Origin of the sequence: Sphingomonas sp. 37zxx (assembly GCF_000786205.1) — a bacterium.
In the GTDB taxonomy this organism is placed as follows: domain Bacteria; phylum Pseudomonadota; class Alphaproteobacteria; order Sphingomonadales; family Sphingomonadaceae; genus Sphingomonas.
In genome coordinates this window covers 17,490-35,398 of the sequence record NZ_JROH01000004.1, presented here as the reverse complement: position 1 = coordinate 35,398, position 17,909 = coordinate 17,490, and the positions used below count along the sequence as shown (strand labels likewise).

General features: G+C 66.1%; 19 protein-coding genes. 10 read left to right on the top strand and 9 right to left on the bottom strand.

From position 1 onward, the window contains the following. Position 1: 1 nt before the first annotated feature. Genes ilvD through QU44_RS02235 form a run of 4 tightly spaced genes read left to right on the top strand, consistent with a single transcriptional unit; the run spans position 2 to position 4,731 of the window. Complete coding sequence (gene ilvD / locus QU44_RS02250) at positions 2–1,735, top strand: dihydroxy-acid dehydratase (RefSeq protein ID WP_033919839.1); 1,734 nt, start codon at positions 2–4, stop codon at positions 1,733–1,735. Positions 1,736–1,787: 52 nt separating this feature from the next. Next, a complete protein-coding gene (locus QU44_RS02245; RefSeq protein ID WP_033919838.1) occupies positions 1,788–2,165 on the top strand; it encodes a hypothetical protein in 378 nt (125 codons plus the stop codon). Then, positions 2,162–3,541: a bifunctional ADP-dependent NAD(P)H-hydrate dehydratase/NAD(P)H-hydrate epimerase gene (locus QU44_RS02240; protein ID WP_033919836.1), complete on the top strand. Its 1,380-nt coding sequence runs from the start codon at positions 2,162–2,164 to the stop codon at positions 3,539–3,541. Before QU44_RS02245 ends, QU44_RS02240 begins: the two co-directional genes overlap by 4 nt. Further along, positions 3,532–4,731, top strand: coding sequence for a class I SAM-dependent RNA methyltransferase (locus QU44_RS02235; RefSeq protein ID WP_033919835.1), 1,200 nt, complete (start codon positions 3,532–3,534; stop codon positions 4,729–4,731). The genes QU44_RS02240 and QU44_RS02235 overlap by 10 nt, the downstream gene beginning before the upstream one ends. Positions 4,732–4,746: 15 nt before the next feature. On the opposite strand, the gene truA is transcribed toward QU44_RS02235, so the two are convergent. Both truA and fmt read right to left on the bottom strand, forming a co-directional pair. Further along, positions 4,747–5,490: a tRNA pseudouridine(38-40) synthase TruA gene (truA, locus tag QU44_RS02230; RefSeq protein ID WP_033919834.1), complete on the bottom strand. Its 744-nt coding sequence runs from the start codon at positions 5,488–5,490 to the stop codon at positions 4,747–4,749. Then, entirely contained in the window at positions 5,487–6,470 is a 984-nt protein-coding gene (gene fmt, locus QU44_RS02225; protein ID WP_033919833.1) for a methionyl-tRNA formyltransferase, read from the bottom strand. The genes truA and fmt overlap by 4 nt, the downstream gene beginning before the upstream one ends. A 54-nt stretch (positions 6,471–6,524) precedes the next feature. On the opposite strand from fmt, the gene recR reads away from it, so the two are divergent. From recR to rmuC, 3 genes are read left to right on the top strand one after another with little or no spacing between them, the layout of a single operon-like run. Next, entirely contained in the window at positions 6,525–7,121 is a 597-nt protein-coding gene (recR, locus tag QU44_RS02220) for a recombination mediator RecR (RefSeq protein ID WP_033919832.1), read from the top strand. 58 nt (positions 7,122–7,179) lie between these two features. Continuing rightward, on the top strand, positions 7,180–7,704 hold the full coding sequence (gene def / locus QU44_RS02215; protein ID WP_033919831.1) for a peptide deformylase: 525 nt from the start codon (positions 7,180–7,182) through the stop codon (positions 7,702–7,704). A 56-nt stretch (positions 7,705–7,760) separates the two neighbouring features. After that, the gene (rmuC, locus tag QU44_RS02210) at positions 7,761–9,149 is read left to right on the top strand and encodes a DNA recombination protein RmuC (RefSeq protein ID WP_033919829.1); all 1,389 of its coding nucleotides are present in this window, start codon (positions 7,761–7,763) and stop codon (positions 9,147–9,149) included. Positions 9,150–9,174: 25 nt separating this feature from the next. On the opposite strand, the gene QU44_RS02205 is transcribed toward rmuC, so the two are convergent. The 7 genes from QU44_RS02205 to QU44_RS02175 all read right to left on the bottom strand — a co-directional run bounded on the left by QU44_RS02205 (position 9,175) and on the right by QU44_RS02175 (position 14,429). Beyond that, the gene (locus QU44_RS02205; RefSeq protein WP_033919828.1) at positions 9,175–9,978 is read right to left on the bottom strand and encodes a TrmH family RNA methyltransferase; all 804 of its coding nucleotides are present in this window, start codon (positions 9,976–9,978) and stop codon (positions 9,175–9,177) included. Positions 9,979–10,100: 122 nt separating this feature from the next. Then, complete coding sequence (locus QU44_RS02200) at positions 10,101–10,373, bottom strand: HPr family phosphocarrier protein (RefSeq protein ID WP_033919827.1); 273 nt, start codon at positions 10,371–10,373, stop codon at positions 10,101–10,103. Continuing rightward, positions 10,370–10,777 carry a PTS sugar transporter subunit IIA gene (locus tag QU44_RS02195; RefSeq protein ID WP_033919995.1) on the bottom strand — a complete coding sequence of 136 codons (408 nt, stop codon included), beginning with the start codon at positions 10,775–10,777 and terminating at the stop codon, positions 10,370–10,372. The genes QU44_RS02200 and QU44_RS02195 overlap by 4 nt, the downstream gene beginning before the upstream one ends. A 23-nt stretch (positions 10,778–10,800) precedes the next feature. Beyond that, complete coding sequence (rapZ, locus tag QU44_RS02190; protein ID WP_033919825.1) at positions 10,801–11,724, bottom strand: RNase adapter RapZ; 924 nt, start codon at positions 11,722–11,724, stop codon at positions 10,801–10,803. Continuing rightward, entirely contained in the window at positions 11,721–12,176 is a 456-nt protein-coding gene (locus QU44_RS02185) for an HPr kinase/phosphorylase (RefSeq protein WP_033919824.1), read from the bottom strand. Before QU44_RS02185 ends, rapZ begins: the two co-directional genes overlap by 4 nt. Beyond that, entirely contained in the window at positions 12,173–13,747 is a 1,575-nt protein-coding gene (locus QU44_RS02180; protein ID WP_033919822.1) for an ATP-binding protein, read from the bottom strand. The genes QU44_RS02185 and QU44_RS02180 overlap by 4 nt, the downstream gene beginning before the upstream one ends. Continuing rightward, positions 13,716–14,429, bottom strand: coding sequence for a response regulator transcription factor (locus QU44_RS02175; protein WP_033919821.1), 714 nt, complete (start codon positions 14,427–14,429; stop codon positions 13,716–13,718). Before QU44_RS02175 ends, QU44_RS02180 begins: the two co-directional genes overlap by 32 nt. A gap of 166 nt (positions 14,430–14,595) precedes the next feature. Between QU44_RS02175 and QU44_RS02170 the strand changes: the two genes are divergently transcribed. The 3 genes from QU44_RS02170 to QU44_RS02160 all read left to right on the top strand — a co-directional run bounded on the left by QU44_RS02170 (position 14,596) and on the right by QU44_RS02160 (position 17,880). After that, positions 14,596–16,212 (top strand): phosphoenolpyruvate carboxykinase, encoded by a 1,617-nt coding sequence (locus tag QU44_RS02170; RefSeq protein WP_033919820.1) that lies wholly within the window; start codon positions 14,596–14,598, stop codon positions 16,210–16,212. Positions 16,213–16,297: 85 nt separating this feature from the next. Continuing rightward, a complete protein-coding gene (locus QU44_RS02165) occupies positions 16,298–16,717 on the top strand; it encodes a hypothetical protein (protein ID WP_033919819.1) in 420 nt (139 codons plus the stop codon). Positions 16,718–16,800: 83 nt separating this feature from the next. After that, entirely contained in the window at positions 16,801–17,880 is a 1,080-nt protein-coding gene (locus QU44_RS02160) for a mechanosensitive ion channel family protein (RefSeq protein ID WP_052134254.1), read from the top strand. Positions 17,881–17,909 lie beyond the last annotated feature (29 nt).

Here is a 17,909-nt window from a genome sequence, read left to right as displayed (position 1 = left end):
TATGACTGACCAAGCCCCCCCGCGCTTCGACAAGACGAAGCTGCCAAGCCGCCATGTTTCGCTCGGACCCGAGCGCGCACCCCATCGCAGCTATTATTATGCGATGGGCCTGCGCGAGGAAGATATTGCCCAGCCCTTTGTCGGCATCGCCAGCGCGGGCAATGACAGCGCGCCGTGCAACACCACGCTCAATGCCCAGGCCGATGCCGCGCGCGCGGGCGTGATCGACGGCGGCGGCATGCCGCGCCGCTTCAATACGATCACCGTAACCGACGGGATCGCGATGGGGCATCAGGGGATGAAATCCTCGCTGGTCAGCCGCGAAGTGATTGCCGATTCGATCGAACTCAGCATGCGTGGGCATTGCTACGACGCATTTTTGGGTTTTGCCGGCTGCGACAAATCGCTGCCCGGTATGATGATGGCGATGCTTCGCCTCAACGTGCCCGGCATCTTCGTTTATGGCGGCTCGATCCTGCCCGGCCGCTTTCAGGAGCGCGATGTAACCGTGGTCGATGTGTTCGAAGCGGTGGGCCAATATGCCGCAGGCAATTGCCCGCTCGCACAATTGACCGCGCTCGAAAAGGTCGCCTGTCCCGGTCATGGTGCCTGCGGCGGCCAGTTCACCGCCAACACGATGGCCTGTGTCGGCGAGGCGATCGGGCTGTCGCTGCCCAACTCCAACATGGTGCCCGCGCCCTATGACAGCCGCGAGGCGATCGCGATCGCGGCCGGCAAGCAGGTAATGACCCTGGTCGAGCGCAATCTGCGCCCGCGCGACATCGCCACCCGCGCCGCCTTCGTCAACGCAGCGCGTGTCGTCGCCGCGACTGGCGGATCGACCAATGCCGCACTGCATCTGCCCGCAATGGCGAGCGAGGCCGGGATCGACTTTGACCTGTTCGACGTCGCAGAAGCCTTCAAATCAACGCCTTATCTGGCTGACCTGAAACCCGGCGGCAAATATGTCGCCAAGGATATGCACGCTGCCGGCGGCGTCTATATGCTGATGAAGACGATGCTGGCGGGGGGATTGCTCGACGGCAATTGCATCACCGTCACCGGGCGGACGCTGGGCGAGAATATCGATCAGGTGACGTGGAACCCCGACCAAAAGGTGATTTACGACGTCAAGACACCGATCACCCCGACCGGCGGCGTCGTCGGCCTGCGCGGATCGCTTGCCCCCGATGGCGCGATCGTGAAGGTTGCGGGGCTGCAGCGTTTGCAGTTCGAGGGCGTTGCCCGCTGTTTTGATTGCGAGGAGGACGCCTTTGCCGCGGTCGAGCAACGCGACATCGCCGAGGGATCGGTGCTGGTCATCCGCTATGAAGGCCCCAAGGGCGGTCCCGGCATGCGCGAAATGCTGTCGACCACCGCCGCGCTCTATGGACTCGGGCTGGGCGAAAAGGTGGCACTAATCACTGACGGGCGGTTTTCGGGCGGCACGCGCGGCTTTTGCATCGGCCATGTCGGCCCCGAAGCCGCCGAATGCGGCCCGATCGCGCTGGTCGAGGATGGCGACACCATCCGGATTGATGCCGAAGCGGGGACGATAGACCTCGATGTACCCGAAGCGGTCCTCGCCGAGCGCCGCGCGGCATGGCGGCCGCGCACCAATGACTATCAGGCGGGGGCATTGTGGCGCTATGCCAAGACCGTAGGCCCTGCCAGTCGCGGCGCGGTCACCCATCCGGGGGCGGCGAGCGAAACCCATGTCTATGCGGATATTTGACAAGGCACCTGACTTCGCTCCCCTTCGCTTTGCGCGATGGGGGGCAGTTGCCTTGCTGGCATTGGCCGCTTGTTCCGAAGCCGAACCCCCGATCGCCAACGAACCCGTGATCGCCAATGTCGAGGAACAGGTCCGCGTTGCGCGCGCCGCCGACAGCCGGATTCTATGCCAGCCGCCGGGCACACAGGGCTTCGCGCCCAATTGCACCGCCGATCGAATCGTCGATGCCAAGGGCATATTGCTGACGCTTCGCTTGCCCGACGGCGGCTTTCACCGGCTGCGGGTGGCGAGCGATGGCGGCGGGGTGATCGCCGCCGACGGGGCGCAGCCCGCGACCGTGGCGATCGTCGCCGACGGCTTGATCGAAGTCACGGTGGGCGATGCCAAATTCCGGCTGCCGGCGGTGATCGACGCGGGCGGCGGCGCGTGAACCCGGCGCTCGCCGGCGCGCCGATCGTCACGGCTGCGCAGATGCGCGCTGCCGAGACTGCGTGCTTCGCCGCCGGCGCGTCGCAGACCGAATTGATGGAGCAGGCGGCGCGCACAGTGGCGCGACAAGTGGCGCGGTTCGCGCGATCGCGCCCGGTGCTGGTGCTCGCAGGGCCAGGCAATAATGGCGGCGATGCCTTTGGCGTTGCGTCGTTTCTTGCCGAATGGGGGCATGATGTTGCCGTGGCGGCGCTTGGCCAATGCTGGGCAGGGGCCGCCGGAGTGATGCGCGACCGCTGGCGCGGGCCGGTCGCCACGCTCGACGTCGCCACGCCGCGCCCGGTGCTGGTCGACGGGTTGTTCGGCATCGGCCTGTCGCGACCGATCGCCGCACCGATCCGCGATCGGCTGGGCCTATTGGTCGATGCCGCTGAACTGGTGGTCGCGATCGACGTGCCATCGGGCCGCGATGCCGATGCCGCGCCCGGCGAAGGCGCGCGGGCCGACATCACGGTGGCGCTCGGCGCGCTCAAGCCCTGCCATGTCGTCGGCGATGCCGGCGCTTGCGGTCACGTCACCCTGGCCGAATTGGCGATCGCGGTTCCTGGCGAGACGCGAATGATCGCGCGGCCCCGGCTGCATCGGCCTTTGCCGGGGGATCACAAATACACGCGCGGGCTGGTGCTGGTGATCGGCGGGGCGATGCCGGGGGCGGCGCGGCTGGCGGCGCAGGCGGCGGCGTGTGGCGGGGCGGGCTATGTCGCGCTGGCGTCGGACGATGCGCGGGTGCCGTTCGACGCGGTGGTATCGCGCGGGGTAGGGGCCGTCGCTGGCCTGCTCGAAGACCCAAGGCTCGGTGCGGCGGTGATCGGGCCGGGGCTGGGGCGCGACGACGATGCTCGCAATCTTTGTGAAGAAGTCGTGGCAAGTCACTGTCCCATCGTGATGGATGGCGATGCCCTGGCGCTGGTGTCGCTCGAACGGCTTGCCCTTCGCGCTGCCCCGACGATCCTCACCCCGCATGGCGGCGAGTTTGACCGAATGTTCGGCCCCGGCACCGGCAACAAGCTCGATCGGACTCGCGAGGCGGCGCAGCAAACCGGCGCGGTGGTGGTGCATAAGGGGGCCGATACCGTGATCGCCGCCCCCGATGGCTGCGCAGTGGTGGCGCACCCACCCGCCTGGCTTGCGACCGCGGGCACCGGCGATGTCCTTGCCGGGCTTGCCGCCGCGCGCCTCGCGGCATCGCATGACCCGATGCAGGCGGCGATCGAGGCGGTTTGGCTTCATGCGCGCGCGGCAAGCCTTGCAGGACCGGCGTTCGTGGCCGATGGGCTGGCGATGCACCTTCCCCAAGCGATCGCCGAATGTCTGTAGAACCCGATCCCGTGATCCGAGTCGCCGCGCGCGGTGAGGGCGTCACTGCCTCTGGCCGCCATGTCGCGATGGCAGCGCCGGGCGACATCGTGGGCAGTGACGGCGCGGTCAGCGCGGGCGCGCACCGCCAACAGCCGCCCTGCCGCCACTTTCCATTGTGCGGCGGGTGTCAGCTCCAGCATCTCGACGACATCGCCTATGCCCGTTTCTTGGTCGATCGGATCGAAAGCGGGCTGCAGGCGCAGGGGCTGGCGACCGACATCCGCACGCCGATCCTGTCGCCGCCACGCACCCGTCGCCGTGCGACTCTGCATGCCGAACGGCGCGGGCGGCAGGTGCATCTGGGCTTTACGCAAGGGGCGAGCCATCATCTGGTCGATCTCGACGAATGCTGGGTGCTTACGCCGGCGCTGTTCGCGGTGCTCGCGCCGCTGCGCGGCCTGCTCGGCGCGCAATTGACCGAATCGCGCCGGATCGACGTGCATCTGGCCGAAGTCGATCAGGGCGTCGACGTGGTGTTGCAGGGACAGCTTCGCGAAGGGTTGGCGGCTGCGGAGGGGATCACCGCCTTTTCGCGGCGTCACAAATTGGCGCGGCTGTCGATCGACGACGGCTATGGTCCCGAGGCGCGCTGGGAGCCCGATCCGGTGACGATCACGCTTGGCGGGGTGGCGGTGCCGATGCCTGCGGGGGGATTCCTCCAGGCAACGCGCGAAGGCGAAGCCAGCCTGGTCGAGACGGTGCGCGCGATTATCGGCGAGCCGCGCACGCTCGCCGATCTGTTCGCGGGGCTGGGTACTTTCGCCCTGGCGATGAAGCCGGCGACCAGGGTCTATGCTGCCGAGGGCGGGCGCGAGGCGCTGTTGGCGCTGAAGGCGGGGGCAGGGCGGGTGCAGCGGCAATTATTCGCCGACCACCGCGACCTGTTCCGCCGCCCGTTGACCGCCGAAGAGCTGAACCGGTTCGACGCGATCATCCTCGATCCACCACGCGCCGGCGCGCACGAACAGACGGTTAACCTTGCGACGTGCAAGGTACCGCGCGTGGCCTATGTTTCCTGCAATCCCAGCAGCTTCGCGCGGGATGCAAAGAAATTGTGCGAAGGTGGCTATCGGCTCGAATGGGTGCAGCCGGTGGGGCAATTCCGCTGGTCGACGCATGTTGAATTGGTGGGCTGCTTCACGCGCTGACTCTTCGCCACGGCGCTATGCGGGATAATCCGCCCCGACGAAGTACAGCCCGTCCGCCGGCGCATTAAGCCCCAGCGCCGCCCGATCGCGCGCCGCCAGTGCGGTCGCAATATCGTCGGGCGCCCATTTCCCCTGCCCCACCAGCGCCAGACACCCGACCATCGATCGCACCTGATGATGCAGGAACGACCTTGCTGACGCGAAGATGCGGATCAGTTCGCCCTCGCGCACCACGTCGAGCCGATCGAGCGTCCGCAGCGGGCTGTCGGCCTGGCAATGAGTCGAGCGAAAGGTGGTGAAGTCATGCCGCCCCAGCAAATGCCGTGCTCCCGCCGCCATCGCATCGGCATCGATCGGGTTGGCGATTCGCCATGCCCGGCCGATTTCGAGCGTCAGCGGCGCGCGCCGCGAGCGGATGCGATATTCATAATGGCGCGCGGTGCAGGCGAACCGCGCATGCCAATCGCCCGCCACGTCGACGCAATCGAGGATCGCCACCGGCTGTGGGCGTAGCACCGCGTTCAGCCCCTCCATCAGCCGGAACGCGGCGATCGGCCGCTCGACATCGACATGCGCGCGCATCGCCAGCGCATGCACCCCGGCATCGGTCCGCCCCGCCGCATAGACCAGCACATCCTCGCCCAGGATCCGCCGCGCGGCATCCTCGATCGCCTGCTGGACGCTGGGGCCGTGCGCCTGATGCTGCCACCCCATGAACGGGCGGCCATCATATTCGATCGTCAGCGCGAAACGGGTCACGCCAGGATCGTCCCCGGCGGAATGGCGAAGCCACGGAGCAGTTCGGCGGGCGTCATCGCCCCGCGACCGGCGCGCTGGACGAGGGTGGGGATCAGATAGCCGTCGGCGCAGGCGACGGCGAAGCCGGACGCATGTTCGATAACCGCCCCCACTTCGTCATTCCCGCGAAAGAGGGGGTTCAGAGACGCGAGGGTTTCCACTCCACCACTGCCTTCGGCCCCCTGGATCCCCGCCTGCGCGGGGATGACGGAAGCCGCCAGCACCCGAAGCCGCTCCCCCGCCACCTCGAAAAACGCCCCCGGCGCAGGATTGAACGCCCGCACCTGTCGCTCGACCTCGACCGCGCTCCGGGTAAAGTCCAACCGCGCCTCGGCCTTGTCGATCTTGGGCGCATGCGTCGCGCCATCGGCCTGCGCCACCGGGGGATACCCAGCCAGATCGCCCAGCACCTCGACCATCAACCGCGCCCCCATCGCGCTCAGTTCCGCGGTTAATTCGCCCGCCGTCTTGCCTTCGACCGGCGTCCGCCCCTCGAGCCGCACCGGCCCGGTATCAAGCCCCGCCTCCATTTGCATGATCCCCACCCCGGTTTCGGCATCCCCCGCCAGGATCGCCCGCTGGATCGGCGCGGCCCCGCGCCAGCGCGGCAGCAGCGAGGCATGGACGTTGAGGCACCCGTGGCGCGGCGCATCGAGCACCGCGCGCGGCAGGATCAGGCCATACGCCGCCACCACCGCGACATCGGCGTCATGCCCGGCGAACACCGCCTGCGCCGCCGCATCGCGAAGGCTCACCGGGCAATGCACCGCGATCCCCAGCGCCTCGGCACGCGCCTGCACCGGCGAGGGGGTCAGCGCCTTGCCCCGCCCGGCGCGGCGCGGCGGCTGGGTGTAAGCCGCGACCACATCGTGCCCGGCGGCGGCCACCGCATCGAGGATCGGAACGGCGAATTCGGGAGTGCCCATGAATACGATACGCATCGCCCTTCTGAACCGCTTGGCAGGCGGGCATGCAACCCCCTATCTGTGGCTGCGATGGCATCTCCCGAAATCGACGCGCTCACCCAGGCGCTGGCGCGGCTCCCCGGCCTTGGCCCGCGATCGGCGCGGCGGGCGGTGCTGCACCTGCTAAAGCGCCGCGAAACCGCGCTGGCGCCGCTGCTCGCCGCGCTCGATGCGGTGAATGAGCGGCTGGTCACTTGCTCGACCTGTGGGAATGTCGACACCAACGACCCTTGCGGCGTCTGCGCCGATCCGCGCCGCGACGGGCGATCGCTTTGCGTGGTCGAGGAGGTTGCCGATCTGTGGGCGCTCGATCGCTCGCGGCTATTTCCGGGGCGCTTTCACGTCCTGGGCGGCAAGCTCTCGGCGCTCGAAGGCGTTCGCCCCGAGGATCTGGCGATCGATTCGCTGGTCCGCCGGATCGAAGCCGGCGGGATCGACGAAGTGGTGCTGGCGATGAACGCCACCCTCGAAGGGCAGACCACCGCGCATTATCTGGCCGAACGGATCGAGCGGTTTCCGGTGCGCGTGACTCAGTTGGCGCACGGCCTGCCGGTGGGCGGCGAACTCGATTATCTCGATGAGGGCACGCTTGCCCAGGCATTGCGCGCGCGCCGCCCCGTCGCCTGACCAGCCCCGATCGAGCCCGGTGCTTGACCCCCCGGCCGCACAGGCTTAATTTTACGCGATGGCCATTCTCCCGATCATCGAAATTCCCGACCCGCGCCTGAAGCTGGTGTCGCAGCCCGTCGCCGACATTGACGACGACGTCCGCCAGCTTATCGCCGATATGTTCGAAACGATGTATGACGCCCCCGGCATCGGCCTTGCCGCGATTCAGGTTGCGGTGGCCAAGCGGGTGCTGGTGATCGACCTTCAGGAAGAGGATGAAGAGGGCAAGCCGGTCCGTAATCCGCGCGCCTTCATCAACCCCGAAATCGTCGAAGTGTCGGAAGAACTGCGCGTCTACAACGAAGGCTGCCTGTCGATCCCCGATCAATATGGCGAGGTCGAACGCCCCGCGCGTTGCCGCGTCCGCTGGCTCGATACCGAGGGGGCGAGCCATGAGGAGGAACTCGACGGGTTGCTGTCGACGTGCCTTCAGCACGAGATGGATCACCTCAACGGCGTGTTGTTTATCGACCATATGTCGCGGCTCAAACGCGACATGGTGCTCCGCAAACTGGCCAAGGCGCGCAAGGCAGCGGCTTGAGCGCGGCGTCATGACGCGGTAGGTTCGCGCTTCGTTCACCCGGAGTGCCGCCGCTTATGGATCCTGTTTTCGCAATTCTTCTGGTCGTGGCGGCGCTGGTCGTCGGCGCGGTGCTCGGCTGGTTCCTGGGTAATCGGGGGCTGGAAAGCGTGCGCGCCGAACGCGATTCGCGCGAGGCCGAGTTCAAGAAGGCGATCACCGATCTTGCGCTGGCGTCGGATCGTGCCGAGCGTGTCGGCGCTTTGGTCGCCGAAAACGAAACGCTGCGGATCGAGCGCGACAGTGCGCGGCTCGATTTGGCGACGCTCAAGGCCGACGCCCGCGCGTTCGAGGCGCGGCTTGAGGAGTTCAAAGCGGCCAAGGACGCGATGGCCAATCAGTTCGCCGACGTCGCCAACCGCCTGCTCGGCGACGCGCAAAAGGCGTTCCTTGCGCGCGCCGATGAGCGTTTTCACCAGGCCGGCGAGAACAACGAGATGAAGATCAAGGCGCTGCTCGCTCCGGTCGAACAGACGCTCAAACGCTATGAATCGGGGGTCGAGCGGGTCGAGAAGGAACGCTCGGAGGCTTATGGCAACCTCACCGGGCTGATGGAAGCGATGCGGATTGGCCAGGAATCGGTCAAGAGCGAGGCCGCCAAGCTGGTCAACGCGCTTCGCGCCGCGCCCAAGGCGCGCGGGCGCTGGGGCGAACAGCAGCTCAAGAACGTGCTCGAAACCTGCGGCCTTACCGAACACACCGATTTCCACATGGAAGTGTCGGTCGATGCCGAGGGCGGGCGGCTCCGCCCCGACGCGACGATCCGCGTTCCCGGCGATTCGCTGCTGGTGATCGATGCCAAGGTGTCGCTCAACGCCTATCAGGATGCCTATGGCGCGATCGACGAGGGCGAACGCGCGCGCCACCTCACGGCGCATGTCGCCTCGATGAAGGCGCATGTGAACGCGCTGGGCAGCAAGGCCTATCAGGGCCAGTTCGCCAACACCCCCGAATTCGTCATCATGTTCGTCCCCGGCGAGCATTTCGTGTCGGCCGCGCTCGAGCATGAGCCGGGCCTATGGGACTATGCCTTCGAAAAGCGCGTGCTGATCGCGACGCCGACCAATTTGATCGCAATCGCACGGACGGTGTCGGCGGTGTGGCGGCAGGAGAAGCTTGCCGGAGAGGCGCGCGAGATCGCCAATCTGGGCCGCGAGCTGCACGCGCGGATCGTGACGATGGGCAACCACATTGCTCGGATGGGCAAAAATCTCGAAAGCGCCAACACCGCCTACAACGCCTTTGTCGGCTCGATCGAAAGCCAGGTGATGACTTCGGCCAAGCGCTTCGAAACGCTCAACGTCGACACCGGCGACAAGGCGATCGACTCGCTGCCGATGGTGGAAAGCAGCCCACGCCCGCTGTCGAAGCTAAAAGCGCTGATCGGGGCCGAGGTGGCGGAATAAGGAGCGGCCCGCCGGTCTTGGCGGGCTAAGCTAAGCGCCGCTGGTTCAGCACTTCATAGGCCATCACCGCAGTCGCGACGGCGGCGTTCAGGCTGTCGGCCTTGCCCAGCATCGGCATCTTCACCCGCACATCGCATTCGGCGGCATAAGCGGGGGGCAGGCCTTGCGCCTCGTTGCCGGTCAGCAGGAAGGTCGGCGCTTCGTAGCGCGGGGTCTGGTAATCGACGTCGGTATCCAGGCTTAGCGCCACCAACTGCCCCGGCCCGCCGCGCAGCCAGGGCAGGAACGCCGCCCACGTCGCGCGCGCGATCGGCACGGTGAACAATGCCCCCATGCTCGCGCGCACCGCCTCGACCGAAAAGGGATCGACACAATCGTCGATCAGGATCAGCCCACCGGCACCCACCGCATCGGCGGTTCGCAGGATCGTCCCCAAATTGCCCGGATCACGCAGCCGCTCGGCGACAAGCCACAGCCCCGCGCTGGTCCGGTCAAGCTGGTCGAGGGGGGTGAGCAACTCGGCATAGACGCCCACCACCGACCCCGGATTGTCCTTGCCTGACAGCTTGGACAGAATATCGGCATCGGTTTCGATCGCCTCGCCGCCATTGGCTTCGGTCGCATCGACCAATGCGGTGATCAGCGGATGCCGGGCACTATCGACGGCGTAAAAGACGAATTGCGGCAGAATACCCGCCTCGCGCGCTTCGGTGAGGATTCGCAGCCCTTCGGCCAGGAACAGCCCTTCCTCACGGCGATGGCGCTTGTCGCGAAGCCCGCGGATGCGCTTGACGAGCGGGTTGGAAAAGGCGGTGATCTGGCGGGGCATATCGCTTCTAATCCCCCTCCCGCTTGCGGGAGGGGCTAGGGGAGGGGATGTCGGTTTGGAGTGACGCTATCGGCACATGCCCTCCCCCGATCCCTCCCGCAAGCGGGAGGGGAGGAAGAACATCAATCCTCGCCGAAGCGCGCCTCGACCAGTTCGCACAGCGCCGCCACCGCGCTTTCGGCGTCGTCGCCCTCGGCGCTGATCGTGATCGTGTCGCCCATCGCCGCGCCCAGCATCATCAGCCCCATGATCGAGGTGCCGGTGACGAACGATCCGTCCTTCTCGACGGTGATTTCGGTGGGTTGCGCCGAGGCAAGCGTGACGAACTTGGCGCTGGCACGCGCGTGCAGCCCGCGCCGGTTCGACACCAGCACGCTGCGCGCTACCTTGCTCAAGCAGCCGCCTCGCCCAGCACTTCGGATGCGACCGAGATATATTTCCGCCCCGCCTCGCGCGCCGCCGCGACGGCTTCGGTGACCTTCATCGCCTTACGTGCGCCGCCCAGACGGATCAGCATCGGCAAATTGATTCCGGCAATTACCTCGACCCGCCCGGTTTCCATCAGCGAGATTGCTAGGTTCGAGGGGGTGCCGCCGAACAGGTCGGTCAGCAGGATCACGCCCTTGCCGTCGTCGACCTCGCCGATCGCGCGCGCGATGTCGGCGCGGCGTTCTTCCATATCGTCTTCGGGACCGATGCAGACGGTGGCGATGCGTTCCTGCCCGCCCACGACATGCTCCATCGCGACGACGAACTCTTCGGCGAGCCGCCCGTGGGTCACGAGTACCAAGCCGATCATCGAATCTTCTTCTTCCATAGCCTTCATGGCGTGACCGGAGCGCCCTCGAGCGAGTCTTGCGGTGCCGTTCCTAAATCACGATGCGTCACCGTGGGCGAAAATCCGGCTTCGCGCAACTGTGACGCCATGCGTTCAGCGACATGCACCGAGCGGTGTCTCCCTCCGGTACAACCGAACGCCACGGTAACATAGGATTTCCCCTCGGCACGATAGCGCGGCAGCAGCAGCTTCAGCAGCCCCTCGATCGACGCGAACGCTTCGGGATAGGCGGGATCGGCCTTCACATATTCGGCGACGTCGGTATCGCGCCCGGTGCCGGGGCGAAGCGCAGGCACCCAGTGCGGATTGCGCAGGAAGCGCATGTCGAACACCAGGTCGGCGTTGCGCGGCAACCCGCGCGCAAAGCCGAACGACTGGATCGACAGCGTCGGCTCGCCCAGATTGTCTTCGGAAAAAGCGTTGCGGATTTCCTGCGCCAGCGTGTTGCTGGCAAGGTCGGTCGTGTCGATCAGCCGGTTCGCCCAGCGCCGCACGGGGGCGAGCAATTCGCGCTCGCGGGCGATGCCGTCGCTTGCCGGGCGGTCCTGCGCCAGCGGATGGCGGCGGCGGGTTTCCGAATAGCGCCGCTCCAATTCGGTGCCGCTGCAATCCAGGAACAGCGTGCCGATATTATGGCCATGCGTGTCGCGCAGCAGCTTGATCCGCCGCACGATCCGCTCGGCATCGAAACCCCGAGTCTGCGCGCCGATGCCCAGCGCGAGCGGGCGATCATCCTGCTCGCTGTGCGCGGGCAATTCGGTGGCCAGCAGCCGATCGAGCAGCAGCAGCGGCAGATTGTCGACGACTTCCCAGCCCAGATCTTCAAGCGTGCGAAGCACCGTCGATTTGCCGGCCCCCGACATGCCGGTCACCAGCAGCAATCGGCGCGGGCGAAGCGGCGGTTTCATGCGCGCGATTCGAGCAATTGATGCAGCGCGATTTCCACCTTCAGCGGGGCCGAAGCCTCGAGCGCGGGGAGCGCGAATTGCGGCACATCGATGCCGACGATCCGTCGGCTGCTTCCCGGCTCGGGCATGCGATCGGGACGGGGGTCGATCATGATCACCGCCGCGACCGGCGCTTCCTGGGTGAAGGGCAGCTCGACGATGCCGATCCCGCGCACTTCGATCTGGCCGCGAATCGTCTGCGGGGGGCTGGCATGCAACACCCCGTCGCGGCGCAGCAGCAGCGTATAGTCATCGCTCACCAGGACCGCACCGCGATCGATCAGCCGCAGCGTCAGGTCGGACTTGCCCGATCCCGATGGCCCTTCGATCAGCACCGCATGGCCATCGATCGCGACACAGGAAGCATGCAGGGTGTCGGACGATAATTGGGTCACCGCATGCTCCGCGCTCATGGGGTGGGTGACCCCGTCAATCGTACCACGAACCGTGCGCCGTTCGCCTGATCCGCGCGCGATTCGACATGGATCGTGCCCGAATGTCCTTCGACAATCGTGCGGGCGATGGCAAGGCCGAGGCCCGAGTGGCGACCGAAACCTTCACCTTCGGGGCGCACCGAATGAAAGCGGCGGAACACCGCTTCGCTGGCATCAGGCGGGACACCCGGCCCTTCATCTTCGACGCACACCACAATAGCATTGTAGCTGATCGTAGCCGTGACGGTGACGATTGCACCGTCGGGCGAAAAGGAAATCGCGTTTTCGATCAGATTTTCGAACACCCGCTCGAGCCGCACGCCTTCGCCCAGCACCTGGATCGCCGCGCGTGAAGGGCGATCGAAGCGAAGCTGCACGCCGCGCTCTACCCCGCGCGCCAGTCGCCCAGCCACCATCGCCTCGAGCATCGCGCCCAAATCGACCGGCTCGAACTTGGCCCGGCTCAATTGCGCGTCCAGCCGCGACGCCTCCGAAATGTCCGAAATCAGCCGGTCGAGCCGAAGCACATCGTCGCGCACGATCGCCAGCAACCGACCCTGCAATTCGGGGTCGCGGACATTGCCCAGCCCTTCGACTGCCGATCGTAGCGAGGCGAGGGGGTTTTTCAGCTCATGCGCCAGATCGGCGGCGAATGCCTCGGTCGCGTCGATCCGCGCGCGCAGCGCCAGGCTCATGTCCGACAGCGCGCGCGCCAGCATGCCGATCTCGTCGCGGCGCGAGGGCAGGCGCGGGACCACCACTTCGCGCGCGCGCCCCAGCCGCACCCGCACCGCCGCGCGCGCCAGCAGCCGCAGCGGGCGGACGATCGTCCGCGCAAGGAACAGCGACAACAGCACCGAAACCAGCGCGACGATGGCCAACACCACGCCCAGCCGAAATCGCTCGACCCGCACCACGCTGGTGATGTCGCGCGCATTCACCGTCGTCAGCAGCGTGCCGCGCGCGCCCAGCGGGGCGGCGGCGGTGATCACCGGGGTGCGATCGGGCGCGCGCCACAATGTCGAGGGGGCGGCGTGGGTGGTAAAGGCGGCGCGGACGTCGGGCCAGTCATAGCCACGATTGCTGGGACGCTCGCGGTACAGTGGCGCACGGGCGGCCCCGACCACCGTGTCGATGCCCGCGTCGAGCAGCCGCGCGGCTTCGGTCTGCCAGCGATCCTTGTCGGGATCGCGCAACAAAAAGTTGCGGACGCCCAGCGCGCGGCTGTCGCTGCGCTGCACGCCATCGACACCATAGGTGCGAATCCGCGTGCCGGTCTGGCGCGCAAGCCGCGTCACCAGCGCCTCTTCGTCCGACTGGCGGGTTGCCATCAGCGCCTGCGCGATCAGCCGTGCCTCGCGACTGGCCTGTTCCATCCGGCTGTCGATCAGCCGAAGGCGATAGGAATCGAGGTAGAAAAACCCCCCGGCCAGCAGCGCGAGCGCAAAGATATTGACGAACAGGATTCGCGGCGTGAGCGAGACCCGGCTCGTCCAGCGCAGCGAAAGCTCACGCTCGTCAGTCGTCGGAAAAGCGATAGCCCGCACCATATAGAGTTTCGATCGCGTCGAATTCGGGGTCGACCTGGCGGAACTTGCGGCGGATGCGTTTGATATGGCTGTCGATCGTCCGGTCGTCGACATAGATGTCGTCGTGATAGGCGGCATCCATCAGCTGGTTGCGCGTCTTCACGATGCCGGGGCGCTGCGCCAGCGTCTCGAGGATCAGGAATTCGGTGACGGTCAGCGTCACATTCTCGCCGCCCCAGGTGACGCGGTGGCGCGCTGGGTCCATCGCCAGCCGCCCGCGCTCGATCACCGGCTGCGGCGGCGCGGCCGCCTCGCCATGTTCGCCGGGCACCGCCACTTCGGTGCGGCGCAGGATCGCCCGGATCCGCGCGATCAACAGCCGCTGGCTGAACGGTTTCGAGATATAGTCATCGGCCCCCATCGCCAGGCCGAGGGCTTCGTCGAGCTCATCGTCCTTGCTGGTCAGGAAGATCACCGGCACCGCCGATTTCTCGCGCAGCCGGCGCAACAGTTCCAGTCCGTCCATCTGCGGCATCTTGATGTCGAGCACCGCCAGGTCGGGGGGATTGTCGACCAATGCCTTCAGCGCAGCCTCACCGTCCGAATAGACGCGGGTCAGAAACCCTTCGGCCTGCAAGGCGATCGATACCGATGCGAGGATGTTGCGATCGTCGTCGACGAGCGCGATCGATGCGGTGTTCATGCGTGTCTCCACGCGCTGCTGCGGACCATATCCATCGCCTAGCCCAAACCGGGACGCGGCTCAATCACCCGCGCAATCCCAGCATTTGACGAAATCAGGCTCAATCAATAAGCGCCGGGCAACAATAAAACAGGTGCGACGATCCAGGTCGCGGGAGAAGTTAAATATGATAAATCATCCAGCGGCGCGTCATGATCTGGCCGCGCAAGGATTTGCCACAGTTGCGCTGCAGCATTGGAACCTGGGCAGTGCCGCCCTGATCGAACAAGCGCTGATCCGCGGCGAAGGACATCTTGCCGCCAACGGACCACTGGTCGTCGAAACCGGTCGCCATACAGGGCGATCGGCCAAGGACAAGTTCACCGTCCGCGATAGCGCTACCGCCGATACCATTTGGTGGGGCGGGGCGAACAAGCCGATGGAGCCCGATGCCTTTGCCCGGCTCAAGGCCGATTTCCTCGAACAGCTCGGGCGCCAGGATACGCTCTTCGTCCAGGATCTGTTCGGCGGGTCGCAGCCCGAACATCGCGTGAAGGTGCGCGTCATCAACACGCTGGCGTGGCACAGCCAGTTCATCCGCACGATGCTGGTCCGCCCGCAAGCCGATGATCTCGCCGATTTCATCCCCGACTATACGATCATCGACCTGCCCGATTTCCGCGCCGATCCAGCGCGGCATGGCTGCCGCAGCGAAACGGTGATCGCGGTCAACATCACCGACCGGCTGATCTTGATCGGCGGCACCCGCTATGCCGGCGAGATGAAGAAATCGGTGTTCGGGCTGCTCAACTATCTGCTGCCTGAAAAGGGGGTGATGCCGATGCATTGCTCGGCCAATATCGGGCCAAAGGGCGATACCGCGGTGTTCTTCGGCCTGTCAGGCACCGGCAAGACGACCTTGAGCGCCGATGCCAGCCGCACGCTGATCGGCGATGACGAGCATGGCTGGTCCGACACCCATGTCTTCAATTTCGAAGGCGGCTGCTACGCCAAGACGATCCGCCTGTCGCCGCAGGCCGAGCCCGAAATCTATGCCACCACCCAGCGGTTCGGCACCGTGCTCGAAAACGTCGTGATGGACCCGGCAACGCGCATCCTCGACCTCGACGACGCGACGCTCGCCGAAAACAGTCGCGCCGCCTATCCGATCGATTTCATCCCCAATGCCAGCGCCGATAATATGGGGCCGGTCCCGCGCAACATCGTGATGCTCACCGCCGATGCCTTTGGCGTGCTGCCGCCGATCGCCAGGCTCACCCCCGACCAGGCGATGTATCACTTCCTGTCGGGCTACACCGCCAAGGTCGCAGGCACCGAAATGGGCGTAACCGAGCCCGAGGCGACGTTCTCGACCTGCTTCGGTGCGCCCTTCATGCCGCGTCACCCCTCGGTCTATGGTAATTTGCTCAAACAGCGGATCGCGCGCGGGCAGGTCGATTGCTGGCTGGTCAACACCGGCTGGACCGGCGGCAAATATGGCGTCGGCAGCCGCATGCCGATCAAGGCGACCCGCGCATTGCTCAACGCCGCGCTCGACGGCAGCTTGAACGATGGCGATTTCCGCACCGATCCCAATTTCGGCTTCGAAGTGCCGGTATCGGTGCCCGGCGTCGACAGCGCGATCCTCAACCCGCGCGACACCTGGGCCGACAAGGCAGGCTATGACGAAACCGCCGCCAGGCTGGTGGACCTGTTCATCGAAAACTTCGCGCCGTTCGAATCGCATGTCGACGAAGGCGTGCGCGCCAGCGGGCCGCGCGCGGTGGCCGAAGCGGCCGAGTAAGTGGTGGCAATCAAAATGTAATATACCGCCTCTACCCTCAAGGTTTGCCGCTCGATCGGCAGCGGCAGGCTTTGGGGGCAGGGTGATGCGGAAAATTGCAATCGGCGTGATGGCGATGTTGGCAGGCAGCGGTGCTAGCGCCAACTCGGTTCAGGAAAGCCTGTGCGCGCGCCTTGCGCCGCAGATCGGCCTCAGCCCAACCAGCGATCCGAAACTATATCAGGGCCGCCTCGTTAACGGTTTGAAGGGCGCGCTTATCGGCGGCACCGGATCGATCGCGTTCCAAGTCGAGCCGACCGAGACGACTCCGATCGAGGATCAAGCGGCACTACAGAACGCCTGCCAGATCGTGAAGGGCAATTTCCGCTGCGCGATCGATCGCCCGATGATCCTGACGATTTCGACCAACAAAGGCGATGGCCGCGTCGAAGTCGCACCTGGCGAAAAGGCGCTGATCGAGACCAAGGGCGTCCGCGTGCGTTGTACCGATGGTATAGCGGCCTGATCCGTGCCGCTGTCACCCCGGCAGCGTGCCGGCGGTGACGGCTGCAAAGGGAACTCGGTGGCGTACCTACCGTTCCTCCGCTCATGCCTTCGTTCGACATTGCCGCCTGGGACATTCCCGCCCCGCTCATCAATCTGGCCATTACCGCGCTGGCGGTGTTGATCGCGCTGATCGTTCACGCGGTCGGCTTTCGGTTGCTTCGCGGCTTTGCCGCGCGCACCCCATCATCGTCGGACGATGTGTTCGTCGAGGAGGCGCGTCGCCCGGCGCGCTGGCTGGCGGTGGCGATCGCGCTGGCATTCGTCCGGCGGTTCCTCCACCTGATGCCGCTCAGCGACATGTTGTGGACTCAGCTTGCCGGGCTGATCGTGCCCGGCATCCTGGGTTGGCTGGCGATTGCGATGGTCCGCGCGATCAGCCGCTCGATCGAACTGACCTCCGACATGAGCGTCGCCGACAATCTGGCCGCGCGCCGCCGCCGCACCCGCAGCGTGATCCTGGGGCGGATCGTGATCTTCCTCATCGGCTTTATCACCATCTGCCTGATGCTGCTGAGTATCCCCAGCATCCGCAATGTCGGCGTCACGCTGATGGCATCGGCGGGTATTGTCGGCCTTGCGGTCGGTGCCGCCGCGCAGCCCGCGCTCAAGAACCTGATCGCCGGCATCCAGATGGCGTTTACCGAGCCGATCCGAATCGACGACGTCGTCATTGTCGATGGCGAATGGGGCAGGGTGGAGGAAATCCGCCTCACCTATGTCGTCATCGCGATCTGGGACGAGCGGCGGCTGGTGGTGCCGGTATCCAAATTCCTCGAGGAATCCTTCCAGAACTGGACGCGCAGCACGTCGAAACTGCTCGGCTCGGTATTCCTGTGGCTCGACCCCACCACCGACATCCCGCGCCTGCGGGCAAAGGCCGAGGAGGTCATCCGCGCGAATCCGCGCTGGGATGGCCGCGCCCAGGGGGTGCAGGTCACCGATACCAAGCCCGATGCGATCGAAGTCCGCATCCTGGCGACGGCAAGGGATGCCAGCACCACCTTCGACCTGCGCTGCGACATTCGCGAAGCACTGCTGGCGTTCATCCGCGAAGAGATGCCCGAGGCTTTGCCGAGGACGCGAGCAGTGGTCGAGCCAATGGCGTCCCGCCCGGAAGGGTAGGGGAGCGGCCTGACCCGAGTGTCACTTGT